The organism is Oceanobacillus sp. FSL W7-1281, from assembly GCF_037969835.1.
Lineage (GTDB): Bacteria > Bacillota > Bacilli > Bacillales > Amphibacillaceae > Oceanobacillus > Oceanobacillus oncorhynchi.
On sequence record NZ_CP150214.1, the window covers coordinates 1556920 to 1578189 of the forward strand.

Annotated in this window: 23 protein-coding genes and 2 riboswitches; of the genes, 16 read left to right on the plus strand and 7 right to left on the minus strand. The window is 39.9% G+C overall.

Annotated features, from left to right (window positions below; genetic code table 11):
- Window positions 1-27: 27 nt before the first annotated feature.
- The 3 genes from tnpB (at window position 28) to MKX55_RS07870 (ending at window position 2554) form a co-directional block, all read left to right on the plus strand.
- Complete coding sequence (gene tnpB, locus MKX55_RS07860; protein WP_339237410.1) at window positions 28-1200, plus strand: IS200/IS605 family element RNA-guided endonuclease TnpB; 1173 nt, start codon at window positions 28-30, stop codon at window positions 1198-1200.
- Window positions 1201-1290: 90 nt separating this feature from the next.
- A complete protein-coding gene (locus MKX55_RS07865) occupies window positions 1291-1485 on the plus strand; it encodes a GNAT family N-acetyltransferase (RefSeq protein ID WP_339237411.1) in 195 nt (64 codons plus the stop codon).
- A 76-nt stretch (window positions 1486-1561) separates the two neighbouring features.
- Window positions 1562-2554 (plus strand): sensor histidine kinase, encoded by a 993-nt coding sequence (locus tag MKX55_RS07870; protein ID WP_339237412.1) that lies wholly within the window; start codon window positions 1562-1564, stop codon window positions 2552-2554.
- 75 nt (window positions 2555-2629) lie between these two features.
- On the opposite strand, the gene MKX55_RS07875 is transcribed toward MKX55_RS07870, so the two are convergent.
- Window positions 2630-4039, minus strand: coding sequence for a catalase (locus MKX55_RS07875; protein WP_339237414.1), 1410 nt, complete (start codon window positions 4037-4039; stop codon window positions 2630-2632).
- A gap of 292 nt (window positions 4040-4331) precedes the next feature.
- On the opposite strand from MKX55_RS07875, the gene MKX55_RS07880 reads away from it, so the two are divergent.
- Window positions 4332-5096, plus strand: coding sequence for an ABC transporter ATP-binding protein (locus tag MKX55_RS07880; protein ID WP_339237416.1), 765 nt, complete (start codon window positions 4332-4334; stop codon window positions 5094-5096).
- A complete protein-coding gene (locus tag MKX55_RS07885) occupies window positions 5071-6966 on the plus strand; it encodes an ABC transporter permease (protein ID WP_339237418.1) in 1896 nt (631 codons plus the stop codon). The genes MKX55_RS07880 and MKX55_RS07885 overlap by 26 nt, the downstream gene beginning before the upstream one ends.
- Window positions 6967-7034: 68 nt before the next feature.
- On the opposite strand, the gene MKX55_RS07890 is transcribed toward MKX55_RS07885, so the two are convergent.
- Entirely contained in the window at window positions 7035-7691 is a 657-nt protein-coding gene (locus MKX55_RS07890; protein WP_339237420.1) for an alpha/beta fold hydrolase, read from the minus strand.
- A 125-nt stretch (window positions 7692-7816) separates the two neighbouring features.
- On the opposite strand from MKX55_RS07890, the gene MKX55_RS07895 reads away from it, so the two are divergent.
- Together MKX55_RS07895 and MKX55_RS07900 are read left to right on the plus strand one after the other, a co-directional pair.
- The gene (locus MKX55_RS07895) at window positions 7817-8380 is read left to right on the plus strand and encodes a TIGR00730 family Rossman fold protein (RefSeq protein ID WP_339237422.1); all 564 of its coding nucleotides are present in this window, start codon (window positions 7817-7819) and stop codon (window positions 8378-8380) included.
- 180 nt (window positions 8381-8560) lie between these two features.
- A riboswitch (purine riboswitch) is annotated at window positions 8561-8661 on the plus strand.
- A gap of 168 nt (window positions 8662-8829) precedes the next feature.
- The gene (locus MKX55_RS07900; protein ID WP_042532997.1) at window positions 8830-10134 is read left to right on the plus strand and encodes an NCS2 family permease; all 1305 of its coding nucleotides are present in this window, start codon (window positions 8830-8832) and stop codon (window positions 10132-10134) included.
- Window positions 10135-10245: 111 nt separating this feature from the next.
- Here MKX55_RS07900 and MKX55_RS07905 read toward each other — a convergent pair whose 3' ends face one another.
- Window positions 10246-10737 carry a type II toxin-antitoxin system PemK/MazF family toxin gene (locus tag MKX55_RS07905; RefSeq protein ID WP_339237425.1) on the minus strand — a complete coding sequence of 164 codons (492 nt, stop codon included), beginning with the start codon at window positions 10735-10737 and terminating at the stop codon, window positions 10246-10248.
- A 30-nt stretch (window positions 10738-10767) separates the two neighbouring features.
- On the minus strand, window positions 10768-10992 hold the full coding sequence (locus MKX55_RS07910) for a hypothetical protein (RefSeq protein ID WP_339237427.1): 225 nt from the start codon (window positions 10990-10992) through the stop codon (window positions 10768-10770).
- A 535-nt stretch (window positions 10993-11527) separates the two neighbouring features.
- Between MKX55_RS07910 and MKX55_RS07915 the strand changes: the two genes are divergently transcribed.
- A complete protein-coding gene (locus MKX55_RS07915; protein WP_339237429.1) occupies window positions 11528-12241 on the plus strand; it encodes a gamma-glutamyl-gamma-aminobutyrate hydrolase family protein in 714 nt (237 codons plus the stop codon).
- A 64-nt stretch (window positions 12242-12305) separates the two neighbouring features.
- Here MKX55_RS07915 and MKX55_RS07920 read toward each other — a convergent pair whose 3' ends face one another.
- Entirely contained in the window at window positions 12306-12749 is a 444-nt protein-coding gene (locus tag MKX55_RS07920) for an SRPBCC domain-containing protein (RefSeq protein WP_339237430.1), read from the minus strand.
- 24 nt (window positions 12750-12773) lie between these two features.
- Window positions 12774-13304, minus strand: a complete 531-nt coding sequence (gene msrA, locus MKX55_RS07925; RefSeq protein ID WP_339183835.1) for a peptide-methionine (S)-S-oxide reductase MsrA — start codon at window positions 13302-13304, stop codon at window positions 12774-12776.
- A 157-nt stretch (window positions 13305-13461) separates the two neighbouring features.
- Here msrA and MKX55_RS07930 point away from each other — a divergent pair, with 157 nt between their 5' ends.
- Window positions 13462-13959 carry an MOSC domain-containing protein gene (locus MKX55_RS07930; protein WP_339183837.1) on the plus strand — a complete coding sequence of 166 codons (498 nt, stop codon included), beginning with the start codon at window positions 13462-13464 and terminating at the stop codon, window positions 13957-13959.
- Between the two features lie 77 nt (window positions 13960-14036).
- Complete coding sequence (locus MKX55_RS07935) at window positions 14037-14285, plus strand: hypothetical protein (RefSeq protein ID WP_339237433.1); 249 nt, start codon at window positions 14037-14039, stop codon at window positions 14283-14285.
- 62 nt (window positions 14286-14347) lie between these two features.
- Here the strand turns inward: MKX55_RS07935 and MKX55_RS07940 are convergent, their stop codons facing one another.
- Entirely contained in the window at window positions 14348-14818 is a 471-nt protein-coding gene (locus MKX55_RS07940; RefSeq protein ID WP_339237434.1) for a DUF4269 domain-containing protein, read from the minus strand.
- A 1403-nt stretch (window positions 14819-16221) separates the two neighbouring features.
- Between MKX55_RS07940 and MKX55_RS07945 the strand changes: the two genes are divergently transcribed.
- The 6 genes from MKX55_RS07945 (at window position 16222) to purS (ending at window position 21268) form a co-directional block, all read left to right on the plus strand.
- Window positions 16222-16821: a DUF2179 domain-containing protein gene (locus MKX55_RS07945; RefSeq protein WP_339183842.1), complete on the plus strand. Its 600-nt coding sequence runs from the start codon at window positions 16222-16224 to the stop codon at window positions 16819-16821.
- Window positions 16822-16907: 86 nt separating this feature from the next.
- A riboswitch (purine riboswitch) is annotated at window positions 16908-17008 on the plus strand.
- 387 nt (window positions 17009-17395) lie between these two features.
- Window positions 17396-17887 carry a 5-(carboxyamino)imidazole ribonucleotide mutase gene (purE, locus tag MKX55_RS07950; RefSeq protein WP_339237435.1) on the plus strand — a complete coding sequence of 164 codons (492 nt, stop codon included), beginning with the start codon at window positions 17396-17398 and terminating at the stop codon, window positions 17885-17887.
- A complete protein-coding gene (gene purK / locus MKX55_RS07955) occupies window positions 17874-19007 on the plus strand; it encodes a 5-(carboxyamino)imidazole ribonucleotide synthase (protein WP_339237437.1) in 1134 nt (377 codons plus the stop codon). The genes purE and purK overlap by 14 nt, the downstream gene beginning before the upstream one ends.
- Entirely contained in the window at window positions 19004-20299 is a 1296-nt protein-coding gene (gene purB / locus MKX55_RS07960) for an adenylosuccinate lyase (RefSeq protein WP_339237440.1), read from the plus strand. The genes purK and purB overlap by 4 nt, the downstream gene beginning before the upstream one ends.
- 13 nt (window positions 20300-20312) lie before the next feature.
- Window positions 20313-21026, plus strand: coding sequence for a phosphoribosylaminoimidazolesuccinocarboxamide synthase (gene purC, locus MKX55_RS07965; protein WP_339183852.1), 714 nt, complete (start codon window positions 20313-20315; stop codon window positions 21024-21026).
- Window positions 21023-21268 (plus strand): phosphoribosylformylglycinamidine synthase subunit PurS, encoded by a 246-nt coding sequence (gene purS, locus MKX55_RS07970; protein ID WP_042533017.1) that lies wholly within the window; start codon window positions 21023-21025, stop codon window positions 21266-21268. Before purC ends, purS begins: the two co-directional genes overlap by 4 nt.
- The last annotated feature ends 2 nt before the right edge of the window (window positions 21269-21270 follow it).

Consider the following 21270-nt stretch of genomic DNA (forward strand, 5'->3'; position numbering starts at 1 on the left):
ATAATAGACAGGAGGAGGTAAGAAGCTATGAAAGTAAAAAAAGCATTTCGTTTTCGTATCTATCCGAATAAAAAACAAATCACCTTCATCCATAAGACAATCGGCTGCTCCCGCTTTGTCTACAACTATTTTACAGGAAAACAAAAAGAAAAAGACCACTATTGGCATACGGTGAATGAAATGGTACAAAATGGACAGCTTCTTCAAAATAATTGGAAGGGCGAATTTTTCAATAAAAATAAGGCAATCAAAGCAGTTCGGGAATTAAAGAAAATCTATCCCTTCCTAAAAGAAGTCGACAGTATTGCCCTTCAAAAAGCGGTGGAAAACGTGAATGATTCTTATACGCGCTATTATAAGAAGCAGAATAAGGCACCTCGTTTTAAATCAAAAAAGAATCCTGTTCAATCGTATACCACGAAACATGTCAATGGAAATATTGCTGTATTGGATAAACATATCAAACTGCCTAAGCTCGGATTGGTTCGTTTTGCCAAAAGTCGGGAAGTGAAAGGACGTATTATCAATGCAACGATCCGGCGCAATCCTTCAGGCAAGTACTTTGTTTCGATTGTAGCGGAAACGGAAGTTGAATACGTTGAAAAGACAGGTTCCTCTGCAGGCATTGATGTCGGGTTAACCGATTTTGCAACCCTTTCCGATGGGACAGTGTATGAAAATCCAAGGTTTTTCCGGACATTAGAAGAGAAATTGGCAAAAGCGCAAGTGATTCTGTCCAGGAGACAGGTAGGTTCAGCAAATTGGCAGAAACAAAAACGAAAAGTAGCCCGGCTTCACGAAAAAATTGCTAATAAAAGAAAAGACATGTTGGATAAGATCTCTACCGAGATAATCAAAAACCACGATATCATCGGAATAGAAGATTTGTCTGTGATAAACATGTTGAAAAATCATAATCTTGCGAAAGAAATTAGCGAAGTATCCTGGTCAACGTTCCGAACGATGCTGGAATATAAAGCGGCTTGGTATGGAAAGCAGGTTGTTGTAGTTTCGAAAAGCTATCCATCCAGTCAGTTATGTTCTCATTGTGGACACCAAAACAAAGACGTTAAAAACCTTGCTTTGCGTGCATGGACGTGTGATATCTGTCAATGCCATCACCAAAGAGATAGGAACGCAAGCAGGAATCTTCGTAAAGAAGCATTACGATTAACCGCAGGGACTGCGGGGATAGCCTAATCCATAACTGACCGGTAGGTTGGTGTTCTTAGGAATCTCCAACTTCAAGCAACTTATAAGGTTGATAAGTGGGGGTAGTTCAACAATGAAATGTGTGTAGATACGGACAGACAAAATAAAGGAATAGGGAAGGCGCTCCTTCATCATTTAAGAGAAGTAATGGAAACGGAAGCAGTTACTGCTATTTCTCTTTTGACGGATCGGGGAATACCGGCAGAAGCATTTTATAAACGAAATGGTTTTAAAGAAATAGAAAGGCTTGTTTTTCTAAGCCGTGATGTTTGAAGCAGATGTTTACCATGCGTGTTCAAAAAGTCATTTTCATTGGGCATTTTGAACATCCTCTGAAAGGAGGTTGAAAATGAAGTTATTTTTAAAGGAACATGCTTTATTGATTGTACTTAATATCGTGCAGTTTACGGCTATTCTGCTTATTTACTGGCTGGATGGCTACCGGAATTTACTGCCGGCATTGTACGCGATTTTTATTGGATTCTTTTTTCTTGTCTGCTATCTTTTTTATCAGTATTTCAGCCGCCAGACATTTTATCACCGTTTAAGTCATCCGATGGAAACCTTAGATGAATCCTTGCAGAAAAGCAGTCCGCATCCTGTTTCCGAAGCAATGAACGATTTGTTGCGAAGTCAGTATAAACAGTATCAGCAGCAGATCAATACCATTGAAAAGGAAAGGGAGGAGCATCTTAAGCTGATGGATCAGTGGGTGCATCAAATGAAAACACCTATCTCTGTCATTGAGCTTACCGCACAGAATCTGGATGAGCCAGACTCCTCCAGTATTCGGGAGGAAACGGAGCGGATGAAATCGGGATTAAATACAATTCTTTATATGGCAAGGCTGCGGACAATTGAGCAGGATTTTCATATCAAACCGATACATTTGGAATCATTGGTTCATGAGGTAAACGGTGAAAACAAACGATTCTACATACGCAATAAAGTTTATCCGAAAGTGGAAGAACGAACGGAAGGGCTGACAGTACAATCAGATGAAAAGTGGCTTTACTTTATCCTGACCCAGCTTGTTTTAAATGCTGTAAAGTATTCCGCAGGCAAAAGCAATACCATTCTTATCTCTATTTATGAAAGGGAGAAAGAAGCTGTGTTGGAAGTGAAGGATTTTGGTGTCGGGATTCCGGAAGCGGATAAGAGACGTATTTTTGATGCTTTTTATACTGGGGAGAACGGCAGGAAATTTAGAGAATCTACCGGAATGGGATTGTATTTAATCAAAGAATCCGTGGAGTATCTCCATCATCGTATTGAATTTGAGTCAAGGGTGGGAGAGGGCACCACGTTCCGGATTCTTTTTTCGGAAACGCAAAAGCGATGAATTTAAAGTGAAATAGTATCTAAAGAAATGACATCTGCCGCAATGGTGCTGCTGTGGCAGATGTCATGCTATAATTTACGATCGTAATCCGTCTGATACACGTTCCCCGAGCTCAGAGGAAGCAAGCGAAAAATACTCTATTGCCTTTGCCTGCAAGTCTCGCCTTACTCCTGTCAATCCGGCTGCAAGATTCGAGACAAGCTGCGTTTTTCCTGTTTGCGATAAAGATTGATAGTATTCCCCTGCCTGGGTAAAATCATCCTGCTTTACAATATCCGAGCGTATGAGCTCGCCTTCCACATACCTGCCTTCTCCGCTCGTCTGCAAATCGCTTGGCTTCCAATGCTTCTGATCATTCACCGGCACATCTCGGAACCGCGGGCCGATACGATAGCGCTGCGAATCCCAATAAACATTTGCCCGTCCTTGTACGATTTTATCATCGGACAATTCCGCTCCGTCCAGCAAGTTTGACGGAGAGAATGCAAGCTTTTCCACCTGCTCCATATAATCGTCTGGGTTGCTATTAAGCACCATTTTTCCAACAGGATGAAAAGGGAACATTTTTGGATCCCATACTTTTGTATCATCAAGCGGATCAAACGGAAGCTGCCCCGCATCTTTAGGATCCATCATTTGTACATACAGTCCGTATTCTACTACGCCCCCGTCTGCAATGGTGTTGTAGAGATCTTCTCCGGAATAATCCGGATTGGCCGCTGCAATTTTATCTGCCTCGCTGCTTGTAATGAATTGTACACCCTCAAATGGAATCCACTGGTATTTAATATAATGACGTTTTCCTTCTGCATTCCGCCACACGTACGTACTGACGCTGTTAGCGGGGATTCTCCGAAAACTTTTAGCTGTGCCCTGGTTAGAAAAGAGACGGACGATAAAATGGGTGGACTCCGGGTGCCTGGCGACAAATTCCCAAAGCGAATTCGGATCCATCAGGTTGTTCTTAGGTGATGGGGAAAGAGCTTTGATACTTTCTGGAAAACGCATCGGATCACGTAATAAAAAGACGGGGATATCATTACAAATAAGGTCAAAAATCCCGTCGTCTGTATAGAACTTCGTTGAAAAACCACGTATGTTTCGCGATGTATCCGGGGTGCCTTTATTGCTCGCTCCGAGTGAAAAACGGACCGCGACAGGAACGGATTGACCAGCCTGCTGAAGAAAAGGAAGCTTTGTGTATTTGCTCATGCTGTTCAGTGTTTCGAAATACCCGAAGGCGCCGTATCCTTTCACATGTAAAGGACGTTCGATAATCTTCTCGTGAATGAACGTTTCCAGTGTTTCATGCAAAATGTTATCCTGTTCCAATATCGGACCATCTTTACCAACCGTTTGGGAGTGCATCGGGCCGGAAGTGTTGGATAGGTCATGTTGGCGAGCAGCGTGCTTGTTTTCTGCTGCTTCTGCTTTTGGAACAGGATGACGTTTTCCTTGTTGCGGATTATGATTGTTATCGCTCATTAGTTCCTCCTTGTGAAAATATAATCTACCTTAATAATGTTATGAATAATGCTTGTTTCAATATGCCTTATTAGTAAAAAATAATCAGGAGATTGGGAAATTAAAAGGTACAAAATAGATTTTGGTAAGTGAAAAGACGAATCAAGATGATGCACGCTGGAAAATCCCTTTAAAACAATAGATACTTATCTTACAATGCTGTAAGGTAATTGAAAGGAATTTCGATAGTTTCTTCCTTAAGAGCAGCGATATACTATGGTTAAATGATAATGATGAGGAAGGAAGGATTTATATGTTGAAAGTAAGACAAGTCAGCAAAGTATATGAAGGCAAAGTCTCCTATCGTGCCTTGTCAGATATTGATTTGACTGTAGAGGATAATGAATTTGTAGGAATTATGGGGCCGTCGGGAAGCGGTAAGACAACGTTATTAAATATGATTGCTACGATTGATGAACCGACGACAGGGGAAATTTTAATTAACGGGAAGGACCCGCATCGTCTTAAGAAAGAAAAGCTTGCTCAATTCCGCAGACGGGAGTTAGGATTTGTCTTTCAGGATTTTAACCTGCTCCATACACTGACCGTGGAAGAGAATATGGTGCTGCCGTTAACTCTTGATGGCAAAAAGGTAAGTGAAATGAAGAAAAAAGCAAAGGAAATTGCCGAGAAGCTGGGGATAACGGAAATTATGAATAAACGAACCTATGAAATTTCCGGCGGGCAGGCGCAGAGAGCAGCCGTTGCCCGGGCAATGATTCATACGCCGAAGCTGCTCTTGGCAGATGAACCGACAGGAAATCTGGATTCCAAGTCCTCCAAAGATGTGATGGAGATGCTGGAGTCCATTAATGAAAAGGAAAAGACAACGATGCTTTTGGTAACACACGATCCGCAGGCTGCAAGTTATTGTAATCGTGTCGTATTTATCCGCGACGGGAAGTTTTATTCGGAAATTCACCGGGGCGATAACCGGCAGGCCTTTTTCCAAAAGATTATCGACACACTCTCATTAATGGGAGGGGATTCCAATGACTTTTCGTCAGTTCGCGTTTAATAATGTCATCCGGAATAAACGGTTATATGCAGCTTATTTTCTAACCAGCCTTTTTACTGTGATGGTTTTCTTTACCTTTTCTATTTTTGCTTCTCATCCGCAGCTGACGGGAGATAATATGGATTCGTATGTCAGCTTTGGGATGAATGTGGCTGCCGGGATTATTTATGTGTTTTCTTTTTTCTTTGTGCTTTACTCGATGAGTTCTTTCCTGCAATCACGGAAAAGAGAATTCGGTTTATTGATGATGCAGGGAATGAGCATGAAGCAAATCCGCTCGATGGTTTTTTTGGAAAATATGTTTATCGGCTTGCTGGCTACCATCGGCGGTATTGGATTAGGACTGGTTTTTTCTAAAGGTATTTTATTGATTGCTGAAAATGTGCTCATTATTGATAATGAACTGCCATTTTATTTTCCAACACAGCCTATCTTGCTTACCTTTGGCTGCTTTATGGTGCTATTTTTCCTGATTTCTTTATTTGTATCATATATTTTACGGAGCCGGAAATTGATTGATTTAATCAAGGGCGATAAAAAGTCAAAAGGGGAGCCGAAAGCAAACTTATTTTTAACCATTCTGGCAGTGCTTTTGCTTGGAACGGGATATGCGGTTGCTTTGACAGTGGAAGGTTTACAAGTGTTTTTTGCACTGATTCCGGTTGTTATTGTCGTGATTATTGGCACGTATCTTCTGTTTACCCAATTAAGTGTATTTATCATCCGTCGGTTAAAAAAGAAAGAGAATGTATTCTGGTATAAAACAAATATGATTCTTTTATCCGATCTATCTTTTAGAATGAAGGATAATGCAAGATCATTTTTCTTAGTAGCGATTATTTCAACCGTTGCATTTAGCGCCATTGGCTCACTGTATGGGTTTCAATCGTATATCACTGCAGGAATCAAGCAGATGAACCAAACTACGATTTCTTATCAGGACTATGATACAGGAAATGAGGAAGCGAATGTGTCGTATATTGATGAAACGCTGCGGGAAGCAAATGTTGACGTGGATAAAGAGCAGGTAACGCTCCATTATTATGAGCTGCCTGATGAATCGCAGGTTATGGTTACAAAGGAGTCCGATTATAACCGGATTGCGGAATTAAGTGATAATGAAACGGTTCAGATAGAAGACGGTGCTCCGGCTTTGATGGGACCTGAAGTTATTTTTCTTAATATCGGCGGGGATAATTCGAATAAAGAGGAAGCGGATATATTAAAGGATGCGGAGCTTGAGCTGGGAAACACTGTTTTAGAGCCAGTACAGCTGGTAGAATCTAGTATACTGCCTGCTACCCAAAAATATTATGTTGTTTCTGATCATGATTTCGAGAGCCTGCCTGAGCCTGCTATGGAGGAAAACTACTATGCATGGCAGGAGGCAGAGGACAAGGAGATTCCTTTAGGGATAGCAGAAAAATTAGATGATGAATTATCTACAGAAGGAATCCGGATTGGTGAGTATGAAGAATATGTTATCAATAAAATGTATGGACCCATCCTGTTCGTCGGCTTATTTATCGGAATTGTCTTTTTCGTATCAGCTGGAAGCTTTCTCTATTTCCGACTCTACTCTGATTTAGATGAAGATAAAAAGAAATTTCAGGCAATCACGAAAATGGGATTAACCGAGAAGGAATTGAAAAAAGTATTGAACAGACAAACCGCGCTTCTTTTCTTTGCACCGATTGCTGTTGCGCTGGTTCATGGAGCTGTCGCATTAACGGCGCTTTCCAATATGTTTTTCTACAGTCTGGTAAAGGAATCGGCAATGGTACTCGGAATGTTTTTAGCTATTCAAATTGTGTATTTCTTTATTGTTCGTTTTTATTACATTCGACAGGTGAAGCAGGCATTGCGTTAATAACATGTTTCATAACAAAAGGCTGCATACAACGGGAAGCTTAATCGTTTCTGCTGTATGCAGCTTTTTTATACATTTTTATGTTGAGACGGAGATAATACAGACTCATTCCAGAAACCATTTATTATTTCTGCAAGCTCTTGAGGATTATCTACATTTGCTTCATGTCCGGCTTTCCTGATTATTTTTAAGCTTGCATCAGCTATCAGGCTGCTTAGCTGTTCCGCTGCTTTTTTATTAGGCTTATCTTTTTCCCCGCACAGAATAAGCGTTGGACATGAAATATCTGCTAATTTTCTGCTGAAATCTAATTGCTTCATGGATGTAGTTAATTGAATCACATCCTTCTTCGGCAGTCCCATTTTTTGAAAGACCGGGCTGGGAAGCACCCGAAAAACGACATTTTGAAATGAGAGAAGAAACCGGGGCATTTTATACTGTGCGCCTATTAAAATAAGAGATTGGACTTTCTCCGGGCGATCGAGCGCATAATTTAAAGAAAGGATGGCCCCTAAGGAAAGACCGCACAGGTGAATCGGACCCTCAAGACGTTCACAATAATCGTAAAAACACTGGTATAGATGATGATAATTGACTTTGCCTTCTTCAAGAGGTGGGAATAGGTTAGGAGAAGTTATTTGGTGAGAGCTTGTTTCTATATAATCAATAACCCTTTGCCAGCTGGCAGCATTTTGACCAAGACCATGGACGAATATACAGTTCATGTTTTTATCACCCTTCTAATGATTGTTATTATTAGTATACAGCATATTGAATCAGGTCCGGGTTACATTGTAAAATAAGTTATGTTTACTATAAAAAAAGAGATGGATTTAGAAGGGGGATTTATATGCATATTGCTGTGTATTGCGGGGCAAGTCTTGGTACAGATCCAGCCTATAAGGAAGCGGCTAAGCGGGTTGGAAAGTGGATTGCTGAAAAGAAGCACACGTTGGTTTACGGTGGCGGAAAAGCTGGATTAATGGGTGCCGTTGCGGATGAGGTATTGGCAAACAAAGGAGAAGCGATTGGAGTTATTCCTGACTTCTTAGTGGAAAGAGAGCTAAGTCATCCCAAGTTAACGACATTAGAAATTGTTGATTCAATGACTGTACGAAAGAATAAAATGATATCATTGGGTGATTGCTACATAGCACTTCCAGGCGGACCGGGAACGTTAGAGGAAATAGCAGAAGTGATATCCTGGTCAAGAGTCGGGCAAAATGATAATCCATGCATTCTTTTTAACCAAAATGGATATTATGACAGCTTAGCAAGGGTTTACGATGAGATGGTAGAAAACGGCTTTTTATCCATCCAGGATAGAGAACGTATTTTATTTTCCGATTCCCTGGAAGAGATTGAAGCGTTTATTTCCAGTTATGTGCCGCCCGAAATACGACAATATACGTAAAATGTATCGTGCGATAAAATAAAAACATAGAAATGCTGTATTTACGGCTTTTTCTATGTTTTTTGCCTGGAAATAGAGGCTTTATGTTACGTGGGAAAGTCTATCGACGAATGTTAAGATGAAAAAGAATGTTTTTGTTCGTGTTTTATTGACAAATAGGAGGTGCATTAGTAATATAATGATGTGAACTTAATAGAAATGCGTATAATTTCGGGGATATGGCCCAGAGTTTCTACCAGACTGCCGTAAATGGTCTGACTACGCAGCGGAAATAATTTTATTCTAGATTATTATCTGCTGTTCCTATGGAAACTCTTAATTTGATTAAGAGTTTTTTTTATAAGCACTGTTTAGAAAAAAATAATCGTGCTGAATACATAGCGTTTGTGGAACTTTTCTATCTAAGGGAATATACAAAAATTCCGATAAAAAATGGAGGAAAAAAGTTCATGAGTAAATTTTTTGAGTTTGAAAAACTGGGTACGAATTTTCGAACAGAGTTTATCGCTGGTTTAACGACCTTTTTAGCAATGGCTTATATTTTATTTGTTAATCCGAGTATTTTAGGAGAAGCGGGAATGGACCATGAAGCGGTATTTGCTGCAACAGCAATCGCGGCTGCATTTGGTTCCATTGTTATGGGAGTTCTCGCTAAATATCCAGTAGCACTTGCGCCTGGGATGGGACTGAACGCATTTTTTACGTATACCGTCGTAATCGGCTTTGGTGTTCCTTGGGAAACAGCACTTGCAGGTGTGTTAGCTTCAGGAATTATATTTATTGGTTTAACCTTAACCGGAATTCGTGAAATTATTATTAATGCTATCCCGCCAAGTTTGAAACAGGCGGTAGGAGCTGGGATTGGCTTGTTTATTGCATTTATCGGCTTAAAGAACGCAGAAATTGTTCAGGCTGATCCATCAACCATTATTGCACTTGGTGATTTATCCTCGCCGACAGTATTATTAGCTATTTTTGGGATTGCTGTTTCAGTTATTTTAATTACAGTAGGTGTTAAAGCAGGTATTTTTTACGGGATGATTATCAGCTCGATTGTTGGAATGATTTTTGGCTTGATTCCAGTGCCATCTGGCCTCAGCGGAATCGTCAGCAGTGCGCCAAGCCTAGCGCCGACATTTGGACAGGCATTCATTCATTTTGATCAGATTTTTACCATGCAAATGCTGATTGTTATTTTAACGTTTTTGTTTGTTAATTTCTTTGATACGGCAGGGACACTTGTTGCCGTTGCAACAAAAGCAGGATTGATGAAGGACAATAAGCTGCCAAGAGCAGGGAAAGCACTTTTTGCAGATGCATCTGCAAGTGTTGTCGGGGCTGCTGTCGGTACATCTACAACTACTTCTTTTGTAGAGTCTACATCCGGCGTAAGCGTAGGCGGACGTTCCGGTTTTACAGCGGTTGTCACAGGCTTGTTCTTCCTGTTAGCTTTATTTTTCTCTCCATTATTAAGTGTGGTAACGAATGAAGTGACTGCTCCGGCATTGATTATTGTCGGTGTGTTAATGGCAAGCAGCTTGAAGGACATTCCTTGGGATAAATTCGAGATTGCTGTACCAGCCTTCTTTACTGTACTGATGATGCCGGTAACTGCCAGCATCGCATCGGGGATTGCGATTGGATTTATATTCTATCCGATTACGATGCTTGTTAAAGGACGGGCGAAAGAAATTCATCCGATTATGTATGTCTTGTTTGTTATTTTTGCATTGTATTTTATCTTTTTGACGTAATTAAAAAATCCGAACATTTTTGTTCGGATTTTTTATATTTGGAGCATAAATTAATGTGGGTTAAGTTTATAAGGGGATTAATAGAATAAATATCAAAGTATAAAAATAGTCTCATGGTTGTGGAGGCTTTTTTGCTTTTTCTGTACTTTGTTGTAATACACTATCGATATATTCATCAAGTAATCTCTCGACAGCAGAATCAAGTTGTTGGCGAGAAAGCTCTTTGATAGTGTCTTGCATTTGTAATGTTTCTATTAATTTTAAATGAGTTGATGCTTTATCTTTTTTGCTTAAACCGCAAATCAATGTGGAACCTCTAATTCTGTGTCTTGAGAAAGTCATTATTTGATCTAATTTAACAAATGAATCGTTTGATAAGTCTGGGTAATCTTTCTTCAATAACTTTAAATGATATGATTGCAGTGTTTTTTCACTGCCATTCTTATCACGAAGAGAAGAAAGAGGAGATAATACGATTGTTTGGTTTGGGTGATTATAATCATGGAGTATTAGCGCTGGATGGTTTCCTTCCATAGTAAACTGAGGCCGATTAGGATCTCTTGGAAACTTAAACCAAACAATATCTCCGAAGCGAAAATTCATGCGGCAAATCCTATTTACTCCTTTCTGAATCTACTCACCTTGATCATCTTGAAACTTTTCAAGAAAATCATTATCATTATAAGTCGATTTTTGAATTTGTTTGAGTGAATGCTCGGTTCTTATTTTTGGATCATTGATTATTTCTAAAAAATCATAACCGTTTTCTTTTCTAAATTCTTGAAGCGCTTCTTCTACTGGAGATTTTCCTCCTTCTTCTTTATTTGGGAAATTATTTCTAAGCATCTCTCTTAGCATTTTAGGTTCCCTCCCTTTGGAATCTTTATTATTATTATTATTGTACACAATACTCACCACCCGACACTTTATTAATATGTTTTAAGTGTTGGCAGGTTAAAATAATTATATACTTGAAGATAATGGTTAGAATACTTTACCCTTTTAAATATATTCTACATCAAGGGAGAAATTCCTGCATTGAAATGTTGATTATAGTATTTTTCTACATGTTATCGCAGTGTAACTGACTGGGACTGCGATTACCAATTATAATAAATGAATTTATTTCAAGGCTGAAGCTGCAAGTAATATTGATTTTGATATAAAATAAGGAGAGAATTTTGAACGATAAGCATCTCCAATTCATATAATCAATACCATAGCTGGTTTATATTTAACCGACAACACTAAAGAAGCAATGACATCTGTTTTTATGAAAAGACGAGGTGGCTGCTTCTATATAGTAGTATGTAATTTTAGCACATTAGAATATTTTAAAAATATTTTTTAGGTAAGCAGCAGATTATTTAATAGATTCGGAGGTAATATACAAATGAAACCAATCATTGGGCTAACCGCTTCGATGGAAATAGACGGCATGGAATATAAAATGAACCTGCGAAATGTAAGAGCTATCGAAAAAGCCGGCGGCATCCCTGTCATACTGCCTTATTATAGTGACTATCAGGAGATTGCTGCATTGCTTGATAAATTGGACGGTCTCTATCTTCCTGGAGGCTATGATATTGATCCTTCCCTGTTTCAAGAGGGGCCGAATCCGAATTTAGGTACGATCATTCCTGAAAGAGACCGCTTGGAAAAGGAGATTATTCCTTATTTTTTAGAGAAGGGTAAGCCGGTATTGGGCGTTTGCAGAGGATGCCAAATTTTAAATGTTGTTACTGGTGGAACCATGTATCAGGATTTAGATTCGCAGTATCCAAAACCGTTGATACAGCATACTCAAAAAGCAGCTTTTCATCACCGGTCGCATGCTGTCAAGATAACACCTTCTTCTTTATTGGAAAAGCTGGTGCAGGCATCGGAAATCAAGGTGAACAGCTACCATCATCAGGCAAACCGCTCTCTAGGGAAGGATTTTATGATTTCGGCTGTGGCAGGAGATGGTGTGATGGAAGCCTTTGAAAGTAAAATGCATCGTTTTGTTTTAGGGATACAGTGGCATCCGGAAGGCATGATTCATCTCGAAAATGACCCGTCTTTGGCAATTTATAAGGGGTTTATTGAAGCGTGTAAAGAAAGGTAGGTTAATGGATTACATGCAAAAAGAGACCATCTAACCTATTCGTTATCAAGTCTCTTTATCCAAGCTATTTCGATTCATTTTCAGCTAAAGCTTTTATCACGTTAGAGGATTCTTTTGCAAAATCAACGGAAGCGTCATAATAATCCTTCCCTTGATCCAAAAGAGAGAAGTCACCAATTTCGATAACTAATTTTGTATGGCTGCCTGCAGGTTCTAATAAATAACGGTAAGCAACCTCTCCTGGTTCGGGCTTGAATTTCCAGCCAGTTCCGTGTAAATCGATGATAAGCTCTCTTTCTTTTTCTGCTTTTATAATCGTAGTAATAGACTGTTCTCCGTTTGGCAGGTCCCAAACTACTTTGCTGCCCTCCGTCATTGGTTCAGAAGGGTAGTCCTCCGGCAGCTCATCCCATTGTGCTACACATTTCGGAAGTGTTAATACTTCCCAAACCTTCTCTAAGGATGCATGAATGGTTATTTCTTCGGTAACAATAAGTTGTTTTTTCACTGAAATTCCTCCAAATAAGTTTGTTTAGGATGATGGCTGCCAATTTTCAGCGATAAATTCATCCCTGCCTGATTTAGCGCGGTCTTCTTCATATTCTTCTTTACTTTTTTTATAAAAATCCTGATGATAATCTTCTGCAGGATAAAAGGGTGCTGCTGCTTTGATTTCTGTTACAATCGGCTTGGAAAACCTGCCGCTCTCAGCAAGCTGCTGCTTTGATTTTTCAGCCAATTCTTTTTGGACTTCATTATGATAAAAGATTGCTGTTCGATATTGCTCGCCTCTATCCTGAAATTGCCCGTCCGGATCAGTTGGGTCGATTTGCGGCCAGTATAGATCGAGGATTGTTTGATAATCGATGAAGGAATCATCATACGTAATCTCCACCGCTTCATAATGTCCCGTATTTCCCTGCTTGACTTGCTCATAAGCAGGATTATCGATATGTCCTCCTGTGTAACCGGATATCACTTGGTGTACGCCGTCCCATTGGTCGAAGGGCTTCACCATACACCAGAAGCAGCCGCCGGCAAATGTTGCTTTTTGCATTGTCATGTTCACTTCCTCCTTGAGGCTTTTCAAAAGTCACGATAATTTGTAGAATGGAATTAATATAACATAATTTAAGTATTTTTAGAAATAAGGTGACATCATGGAAGAACCATTTGTACATAGGATTCTTACTAGTAAACAGAAAGAGATAATAAATATTATGTATTTATCTAGATTAGGATTTGCCAAAGAGAATCCGGAAAAAAAGAAAGCTATTTTTGATAAAAGTATTTTTGCTTTTCCAGTGAAGCATTATAATGAACCGGGTGTAAAGAAGTTATTTACAGAACGTGCAGGCGAGAAGAAAGAAAATTTCTCTGTGCTGGAAATGGATGAGCATACTGTTTTTATTGGCGATATTTATCAGTTAGGGGAAGCAACGATTCAAGTATCTCAGCCTGGCATCGTATCGCAGAAGGAAATGGAAAACGGCTTAAAAACAGGATGGTATTTTCGCGTGCTGGAAGCAGGTAAAATCCAGCCGAAGAAAGATTTACAACTGATAGAACGTCCCAACCCCCAGTGGTCGATTGCAGCTTGTAATGAAGTCATGTATTTAGATCGAGAAAATTTATGGAGTGCGGATAAACTGTTTCATTGTACAGATTTAGGGATTATTTGGAGGAAGACATTGCGAAAGAGATTGAGAGGATTCTAGGAAGATAGATTTCTAATGAAAATTTGAATCTTTAAGCCTTGTTAAATCGTAAGGCAGATAAAGGGAGGAAAATATTCATGAAAAAATATCTGGTTTTTGCAGGGATTTTCTGTGTTTCTTTTTTAGTACTTCAAGTTGCTGCAGGGATGATATGGACGCTGCTTTATACTCCTGATATCAGTGCGGCTTGGCAACAGACAGGTGCTTTATCTTCAGAGACGGCACTTATAAAAGCAAGTGCTGCTTCCCCATTCATTATTACTGTAACATCATTGGTAGTTACTTTTGGTCTTACAAGATTATTGCTTAAAAGAATAGCTATGTAATGAAAAAAGGAGGAAAAACTCCTTTTTTTTCATGCTTATTGAGAAGGGCAAATCAAAATACTTCAGATTATCTGTCTTTTACGCCCGTAATCTATTAAGGCTTCATAAGGATCTCCAGTTAACCCAAGCATAGCGCAAAATGCTTGCTCCGTTTTAAGGCCATCTTCTTTTAACGCAATAATCTTACTTTTCCACAATGGATGTTCATCCAGCAGATATTTTTCAATAACCATATGCAGATAAGCATACTGCTCTGCGACAGGTTGGGGTTGACCAAATAGTTCAAATTCAAATTTCTGATAAGTGAAATTTGCTTTTACGATTGGTTTTCCCCGGATCGTTTTATTTTTTAATCGGAAACCTGAGTAAGAGCCATAATAATTATGTATAATCTTTGCAAAGTCTTGCAGATTATGCACTTCCATAATCATATCTAAATCCGAGCTTGCTGTGTCGATTCCCAGCGGTATAGTTCCGCATAATATTGGAGAGTATGATTTTAAATCTTTCATTATATTTAATTGATGAATCACGTTATACGCTCTGCTCTATTTTTCGTTTCCAGATTTCAGGTACGCTATATTTTTTAACAAAATACTCACTTCCCTTGTATGGAGATTGTGGGATAAGCTATTTCTAAATATACTAAACTTTCACACGTTAAAAAGTAACTTTATTTCCATAGAAACAGGAGTTGATCGTTCCTTGGATAACTCCCTTGACAAAGAATAGAAGGTGAAGTGTAAAGCACCGCTGCGGAAAAACACTACGCTTTCCATGGGCTTGCGCTCAGCCTCCTCAAAAAAAGAAGTTCGCTTTTTTCTGCGGGGTCTTCCCACTGGGACTGGGACTGCGATTACTCGTCCCATCGAAGAGCTTTTGCGATTACTCGCCCCACCGAAGACCATTGCGCTTTCCCATAGGAGTCTCCGTGTTTTTCCTCCGCTAGTAGGATATTCTATACATGGAAAACACCTCACCAAATAGATGTTTAATTCAGATAGAACATATTTTTCATGCTGTATGGTAAAATGTTCGACCAAGATTCCTTTCTGTACATCGAAGCTCTTCTCTGTATTTCATATCTATGCTGTTATGATTGGGTTGTTCAGGCGAAAGCTGCTATTTCTTTCATTCGCTGTAGAATCTTATCAGAGCGCAGGCCAACCACGTAGACTCCTAAGTGGTTTGCAGGCTAAACCCGTGACTCCTGTCACAACGCCTGCACTTGCACGTCCTGGGACTGCGATTACTCGCCCCATCGAAAACATTTGTGCATCGCAGGGCGAGCTGAAGATCCACTTGAAAAGCGGGTTTCTTTTCAAGTTAGCTGAAGCCGTCCCCATAGAAAGCGGAGTGGTTGGCCGGAGCGGTGCTATGCACCATCACCAATTCCAAAATGGCCGGATATTTAACCAAAAAGCAAGTATGGTAATCGAGAACATGTTCATCCTAGAATAACAAGATATATATGCTTATTCTTAGGTGCGAAAGTTGAGTTAATATACAAAAAGAAACTTTTGAAAGAAAGGATGAACTTGGTCTACGTGTTAATAAAATATCATAATATGAGTAAGAACTTTTATCACGGAGAAGCGCTCATAAACTTCCCGTTGATCAAAGTTTTATTTTATCAAAAATCTGTAGCGTAATGATTTATAATTATGGTAAATTAAAGTAACCCTGTTTCACTTAAAATCAATGTGTTTTATTTTAGGAAATAAAGGGAAATATTCACAAGGTCTGTAATTTGTTTGAATTTATTTTCTTCTGTTTGTAAGGATATTCTACCACAGTGTAACTGGCTGTAAGTCACAAAGAGATGACGACGACAAGAAAGTTATGATCGTAATCTTTGTTCCTTATTTAGGAGGGATATACACAACCTTCACTGAATAAATTTTCACTTAATATGAGGTAAAGAGGGGGAATCAATATGTTAGAGAATGTGCTTGTTATGGTGGCCATTATATTTATAGTGAATGTGCTATACGTATCAATTATGACGGTTCGTATGATTTTAACACTAAAGGGAAGAACCTATATTGCCGCATTTGTGAGTATATTTGAAATGGTTATGTATGTTGTTGGGCTAATGCTCGTATTAGATAACCTCAACCAATTTCAAAATGTGATTGCTTATGCAGTAGGTTTCGCAACAGGGTTGATTATTGGTTCCAAAATTGAAGAAAAGCTTGCCCTCGGCTACATTACCGTAAATGTTGTCTCTGCTAATCCAGATTTAAATTTCACACAGCGTCTTCGTGAAAAGGGATATGGCGTAACAAGCTGGTCCTCCTATGGAATGGATGGAGACAGACTTTCCGTTCAAATTTTAACACCGAGAAAGTATGAATTGAGATTATATGAAACCATTCACGAAATTGATCCGAAAGCATTTATTATTTCTTACGAACCAAAACGAATCCACGGCGGGTTCTGGGTAAAACAGGTTCGTAAAGGAAAATTGATGCGTAAAGAGAATAATAATAAAAATAAAGAACAGACACAAAATGAAGGCCATTCAAAAGAATAGTCTTCAAAAACCGAACATTAATTTCATGTAAAGCTAAAAATGTTCGACATTATCTTGCATTTTTCATTTTTTTTTGGTATGCTAAAGCCAACAATTGAAAAATGCCTCATATATACTTGAGAATATGGCTCAAAAGTTTCTACCCGGCACCGTAAATGACCGGACTATGAGGGAGGATGAGCCGTTGTTTGAAGAACAGCGGATGTTGAATGATGCTTATAATAAGGATGTTCAAAAGTCCAGTTAACTACGCTTTGAACAACTTTTAACCAAGTCTATTCATCTTCCCTTATGGAAGGTGAATGGACTTTTTTAATGGTTTATATACTTATTCTCTTGATGTAATAAGAGGTTTAAGTTGTAAAAGTAGCTATCGAAGGTTTTTGGTGGAGCGAGTAATCGCAATGCCAGTCCTAGAAAAAACACATACAAACTCCTGTTGGAAAAGTAATGTATTTCTGAATAGGTAAGCTGTAACTTATTATTTCATTGTTTCAATCAAAATCCGAACATTATATTAAAAACTATCTTTTAAAATCCGTAAAAACAATAAAAATTCAGAAAGAGGGATTCGATGGCTCAAGTTGGTGTCATTATGGGAAGTATCTCCGATTGGGAAACCATGCAGCATACCTGCAAAGAACTTGAAACGCTAAATATCAGCTATGAAAAAGAAGTTATTTCCGCCCACCGTACGCCGGATGATATGTTTACCTACGCTCAAGGCGCGCGGGAAAAAGGGCTGAAGGTTATTATTGCCGGTGCAGGCGGGGCAGCACATCTGCCAGGAATGGTTGCTTCACAGACAACGCTGCCGGTTATTGGCGTTCCTGTTGAAAGCAAAGCTCTGCAAGGAGTCGATTCACTCTTATCGATTGTTCAAATGCCCGGCGGTGTCCCGACTGCAACAGTTGCCATTGGCAAAGCGGGGGCAAAAAATGCCGCTATTTTAGCAACGCAGATTATCAGCACGTTTGATAAAGATGCAGAAAAAGCATTAGAAGAATACCGTGCAGCAATGAAAGACGCTGTTCAGGAAATGAGGGATCAGCTTGCAACCTATTAAACAAATCTTGCCACCTCAGACGATTGGAATTATTGGCGGCGGTCAGCTTGGCAGAATGATGGCGATTGCTGCCAGATACATGGGGTACCGCATTGTTGTTTTAGACCCGACACCGAACTGCCCGACTGCACAGGTTGCTGATGAGCAGATTGTAGCAGACTATGCAGAAATCACAGCTGTAAAAGAATTGATTGAAAAAACCGATGTGATTACATATGAATTTGAAAATGTCGATTTAGATGCTGCAGAGCTGATCCAGAACGCAGGAAAGCTTCCGCAGGGTGCGCTGGCATTAGAGGTTACCCAGAACCGGGAAAAAGAGAAGCTGCTGATGGATGAGTTAGAGCTCTCCGTGCCGGCATTTCGCATCGTGAAAACAGAGGAAGCCTGTAAAGAAGCGCTGTCCATTATTCCGCTTCCGGCAGTCATTAAAACCTGCCGGGGAGGGTATGATGGAAAAGGACAGCTGAAACTCACAACAGAAGAAGATAAAAAGGAAGCTTTAGCGTTTTTCCAAGAGCATGGCTATTGTATAATAGAGCGATGGGTTCCTTTTGATAAGGAAATTTCGGTTGTCTTTACAAGGTCGCAGCAAGGAGATATCACCTTCTTCCCTATCGCCGAGAACGAACACCGTGACCATATTCTGTACAAAACAACGGTACCGGCAGAAATAGAGGCGGTGCTTGGAGAAAAAGCGTATGCGATGACGGCGAAAATTGCGGAACGCATGGAGATTGTCGGGACTTTTGCGATTGAGATGTTTGTCGGCGAGGGCACGATTTATATGAATGAAATGGCACCAAGACCGCATAATTCCGGACATTATACGATCGAAGGGTGTAATGTATCGCAATTCACACAGCATATCCGGGCAATTTGCGGACTGCCGCTTATCCCAGTCAGCTTCCATCAGCCGACCGCAATGGTCAATGTCTTAGGCGAATCGCTGCCAAAAGCAATCGAATTTACTGCGAATCATGATTTTGGTTTTCTTCATCTGTATGGAAAAGAAGAACCGAAAGAAAAACGTAAAATGGGACATATCACATTTACAGCAGAAACAGCAGAAGCTTTACGGAAACAATTGGATATTTTTGAGGAGGCAGCAAATCAATGATCGAACGTTATACAAGAGAAGAAATGGGCAATATCTGGACAGAGGAAAATAAATTCAAGGCTTGGCTGGAAGTGGAAATTTTGGCTTGTGAAGCATGGAGTGAGCTTGGGTTTATTCCAGAAGCGGACGTTAAAAAATTGCGTGAGAATGCTTCTTTCGATATCAACCGTATCTATGAAATCGAGCAGGAAACACGCCATGATGTGGTTGCATTTACCCGCGCTGTATCGGAAACATTAGGCGAGGAAAGAAAATGGGTCCATTATGGTTTGACTTCAACCGATGTGGTGGATACAGCTCTTTCTTATATATTGAAACAGGCAAATGACATTTTAAGAAATGGATTGAATCGCTTTGTCTGTATTTTAGAAGAAAAAGCGAAAGAACATAAACATACGGTGATGATGGGGCGCACCCATGGCGTGCATGCAGAGCCGACAACCTTTGGTTTGAAAATGGCCTTATGGTATGAGGAAATGAAGCGTAATGTCGAGCGTTTTGAGCTTGCAGCGAACAATGTAGAGTTTGGAAAGATGTCTGGAGCGGTTGGAACCTATGCCAATATCGATCCATTTGTAGAACAATATGTCTGCGAAAAGCTGGGCACATCGCCAGCGCCGGTTTCCACACAAACCTTGCAGCGTGACCGTCATGCAGCTTATTTATCTACGTTAGCATTGATTGCTACATCGATTGAAAAGTTTGCAACCGAAATCCGCGGCTTGCAAAAAACAGAAACAAGAGAAGTAGAAGAACGCTTTGCCAAAGGCCAGAAAGGGTCTTCCGCGATGCCGCATAAACGTAACCCGATTGGTTCTGAAAATATGACAGGGATGGCACGCGTTATCCGCGGTTATATGGTAACGGCTTATGAGAATGTAGCATTGTGGCATGAACGTGATATCTCGCATTCCTCTGCAGAGCGTGTCATTTTACCGGATGCGACGATTGCACTGGACTATATGCTGCACCGCTTCGGCAATATTGTAGAGAATTTAACAGTATTCCCTGAAAATATGAAGCGCAACATTGACCGTACTCACGGGGTTATTTTCTCACAGCGCGTATTGTTAACGCTGATTGATAAAGGATTGGCGCGTGAGGAAGCTTATGATATCGTGCAGCCAAAAGCAATGGAAGCCTGGGAAACAGCGACTTCCTTTAAGGAATTGGTAGAACAGGATGAGCGGATTACAAGTAAATTAACACAGGAAGAAATCGATGGCTGCTTTGATTATACCTACCATTTGAAGAATGTCGATCAAATCTTTACAAAAATTGGACTTGCCTAGGAGGAATTCCCATATGGAACTCGAGCTTTTGTATGAAGGAAAAGCAAAGAAGGTTTATCAATCAGACACGGATGAAAATCACTTGATTCTCTCGTATAAGAATGATGCAACAGCTTTTAATGGAGAGAAGAAAGCTCAGTTTACCGGGAAGGGGAGACTCAATAACGAGATCTCTTCCCTCCTGTTCCAAGCATTAGAAAACAAAGGAATTCCGTCGCATTTTATCGAGCGGCTGGATTCCACTACCCAAATAGTTCAGAAAACAGATATTATTCCGCTAGAAGTGGTAATTCGGAATATTGCGACAGGTAGTATTACCAAGCGTCTCGGCATCGAGGAAAAAACGTCTTTTGAGCCTGCGCTGGCAGAACTGTTTTATAAGGATGATAGTTTAGGAGACCCGTTGATTAATGATGAGCATGCGCTTTATCTAACAGATATTACAGCGGAAGAATTAGCCGGCATCAAAGAGAAGGCAAGAAAAGTGAATCAGGCATTAACAGAAATTTTTGCTGCAATCGGTGTCCGTCTGGTCGATTTTAAATTGGAATTTGGCCGAAACAAGGAAGGTGACATTCTGCTCTCTGATGAGGTGTCCCCGGATACGTGCAGATTATGGGATATCGAAACCAATGAAAAATTAGATAAAGATGTTTTTCGGCAAGGAACAGGAGATTTGATTACCGTATATGAAGAAATACTAAATCGTTTGGAGGCGCAGCTATGAGAAAAGTACAGGTATATATTACGTTAAAACAAGGTGTGTTAGACCCACAGGGAAAGGCAATTCAAACGTCGCTTCATTCTTTGGATTATCCAGAGGTGGAAGATGTTCGTGTCGGAAAATATATTGAACTTCAAGTAGAGGACGGACCTGGATTAGAGGGAAGAGTAACGCAGATGTGTGAGCAATTATTGGCGAATCCGGTCATTGAAGATTATCGGATCGAGCTAGAGGAGGCACGATAATT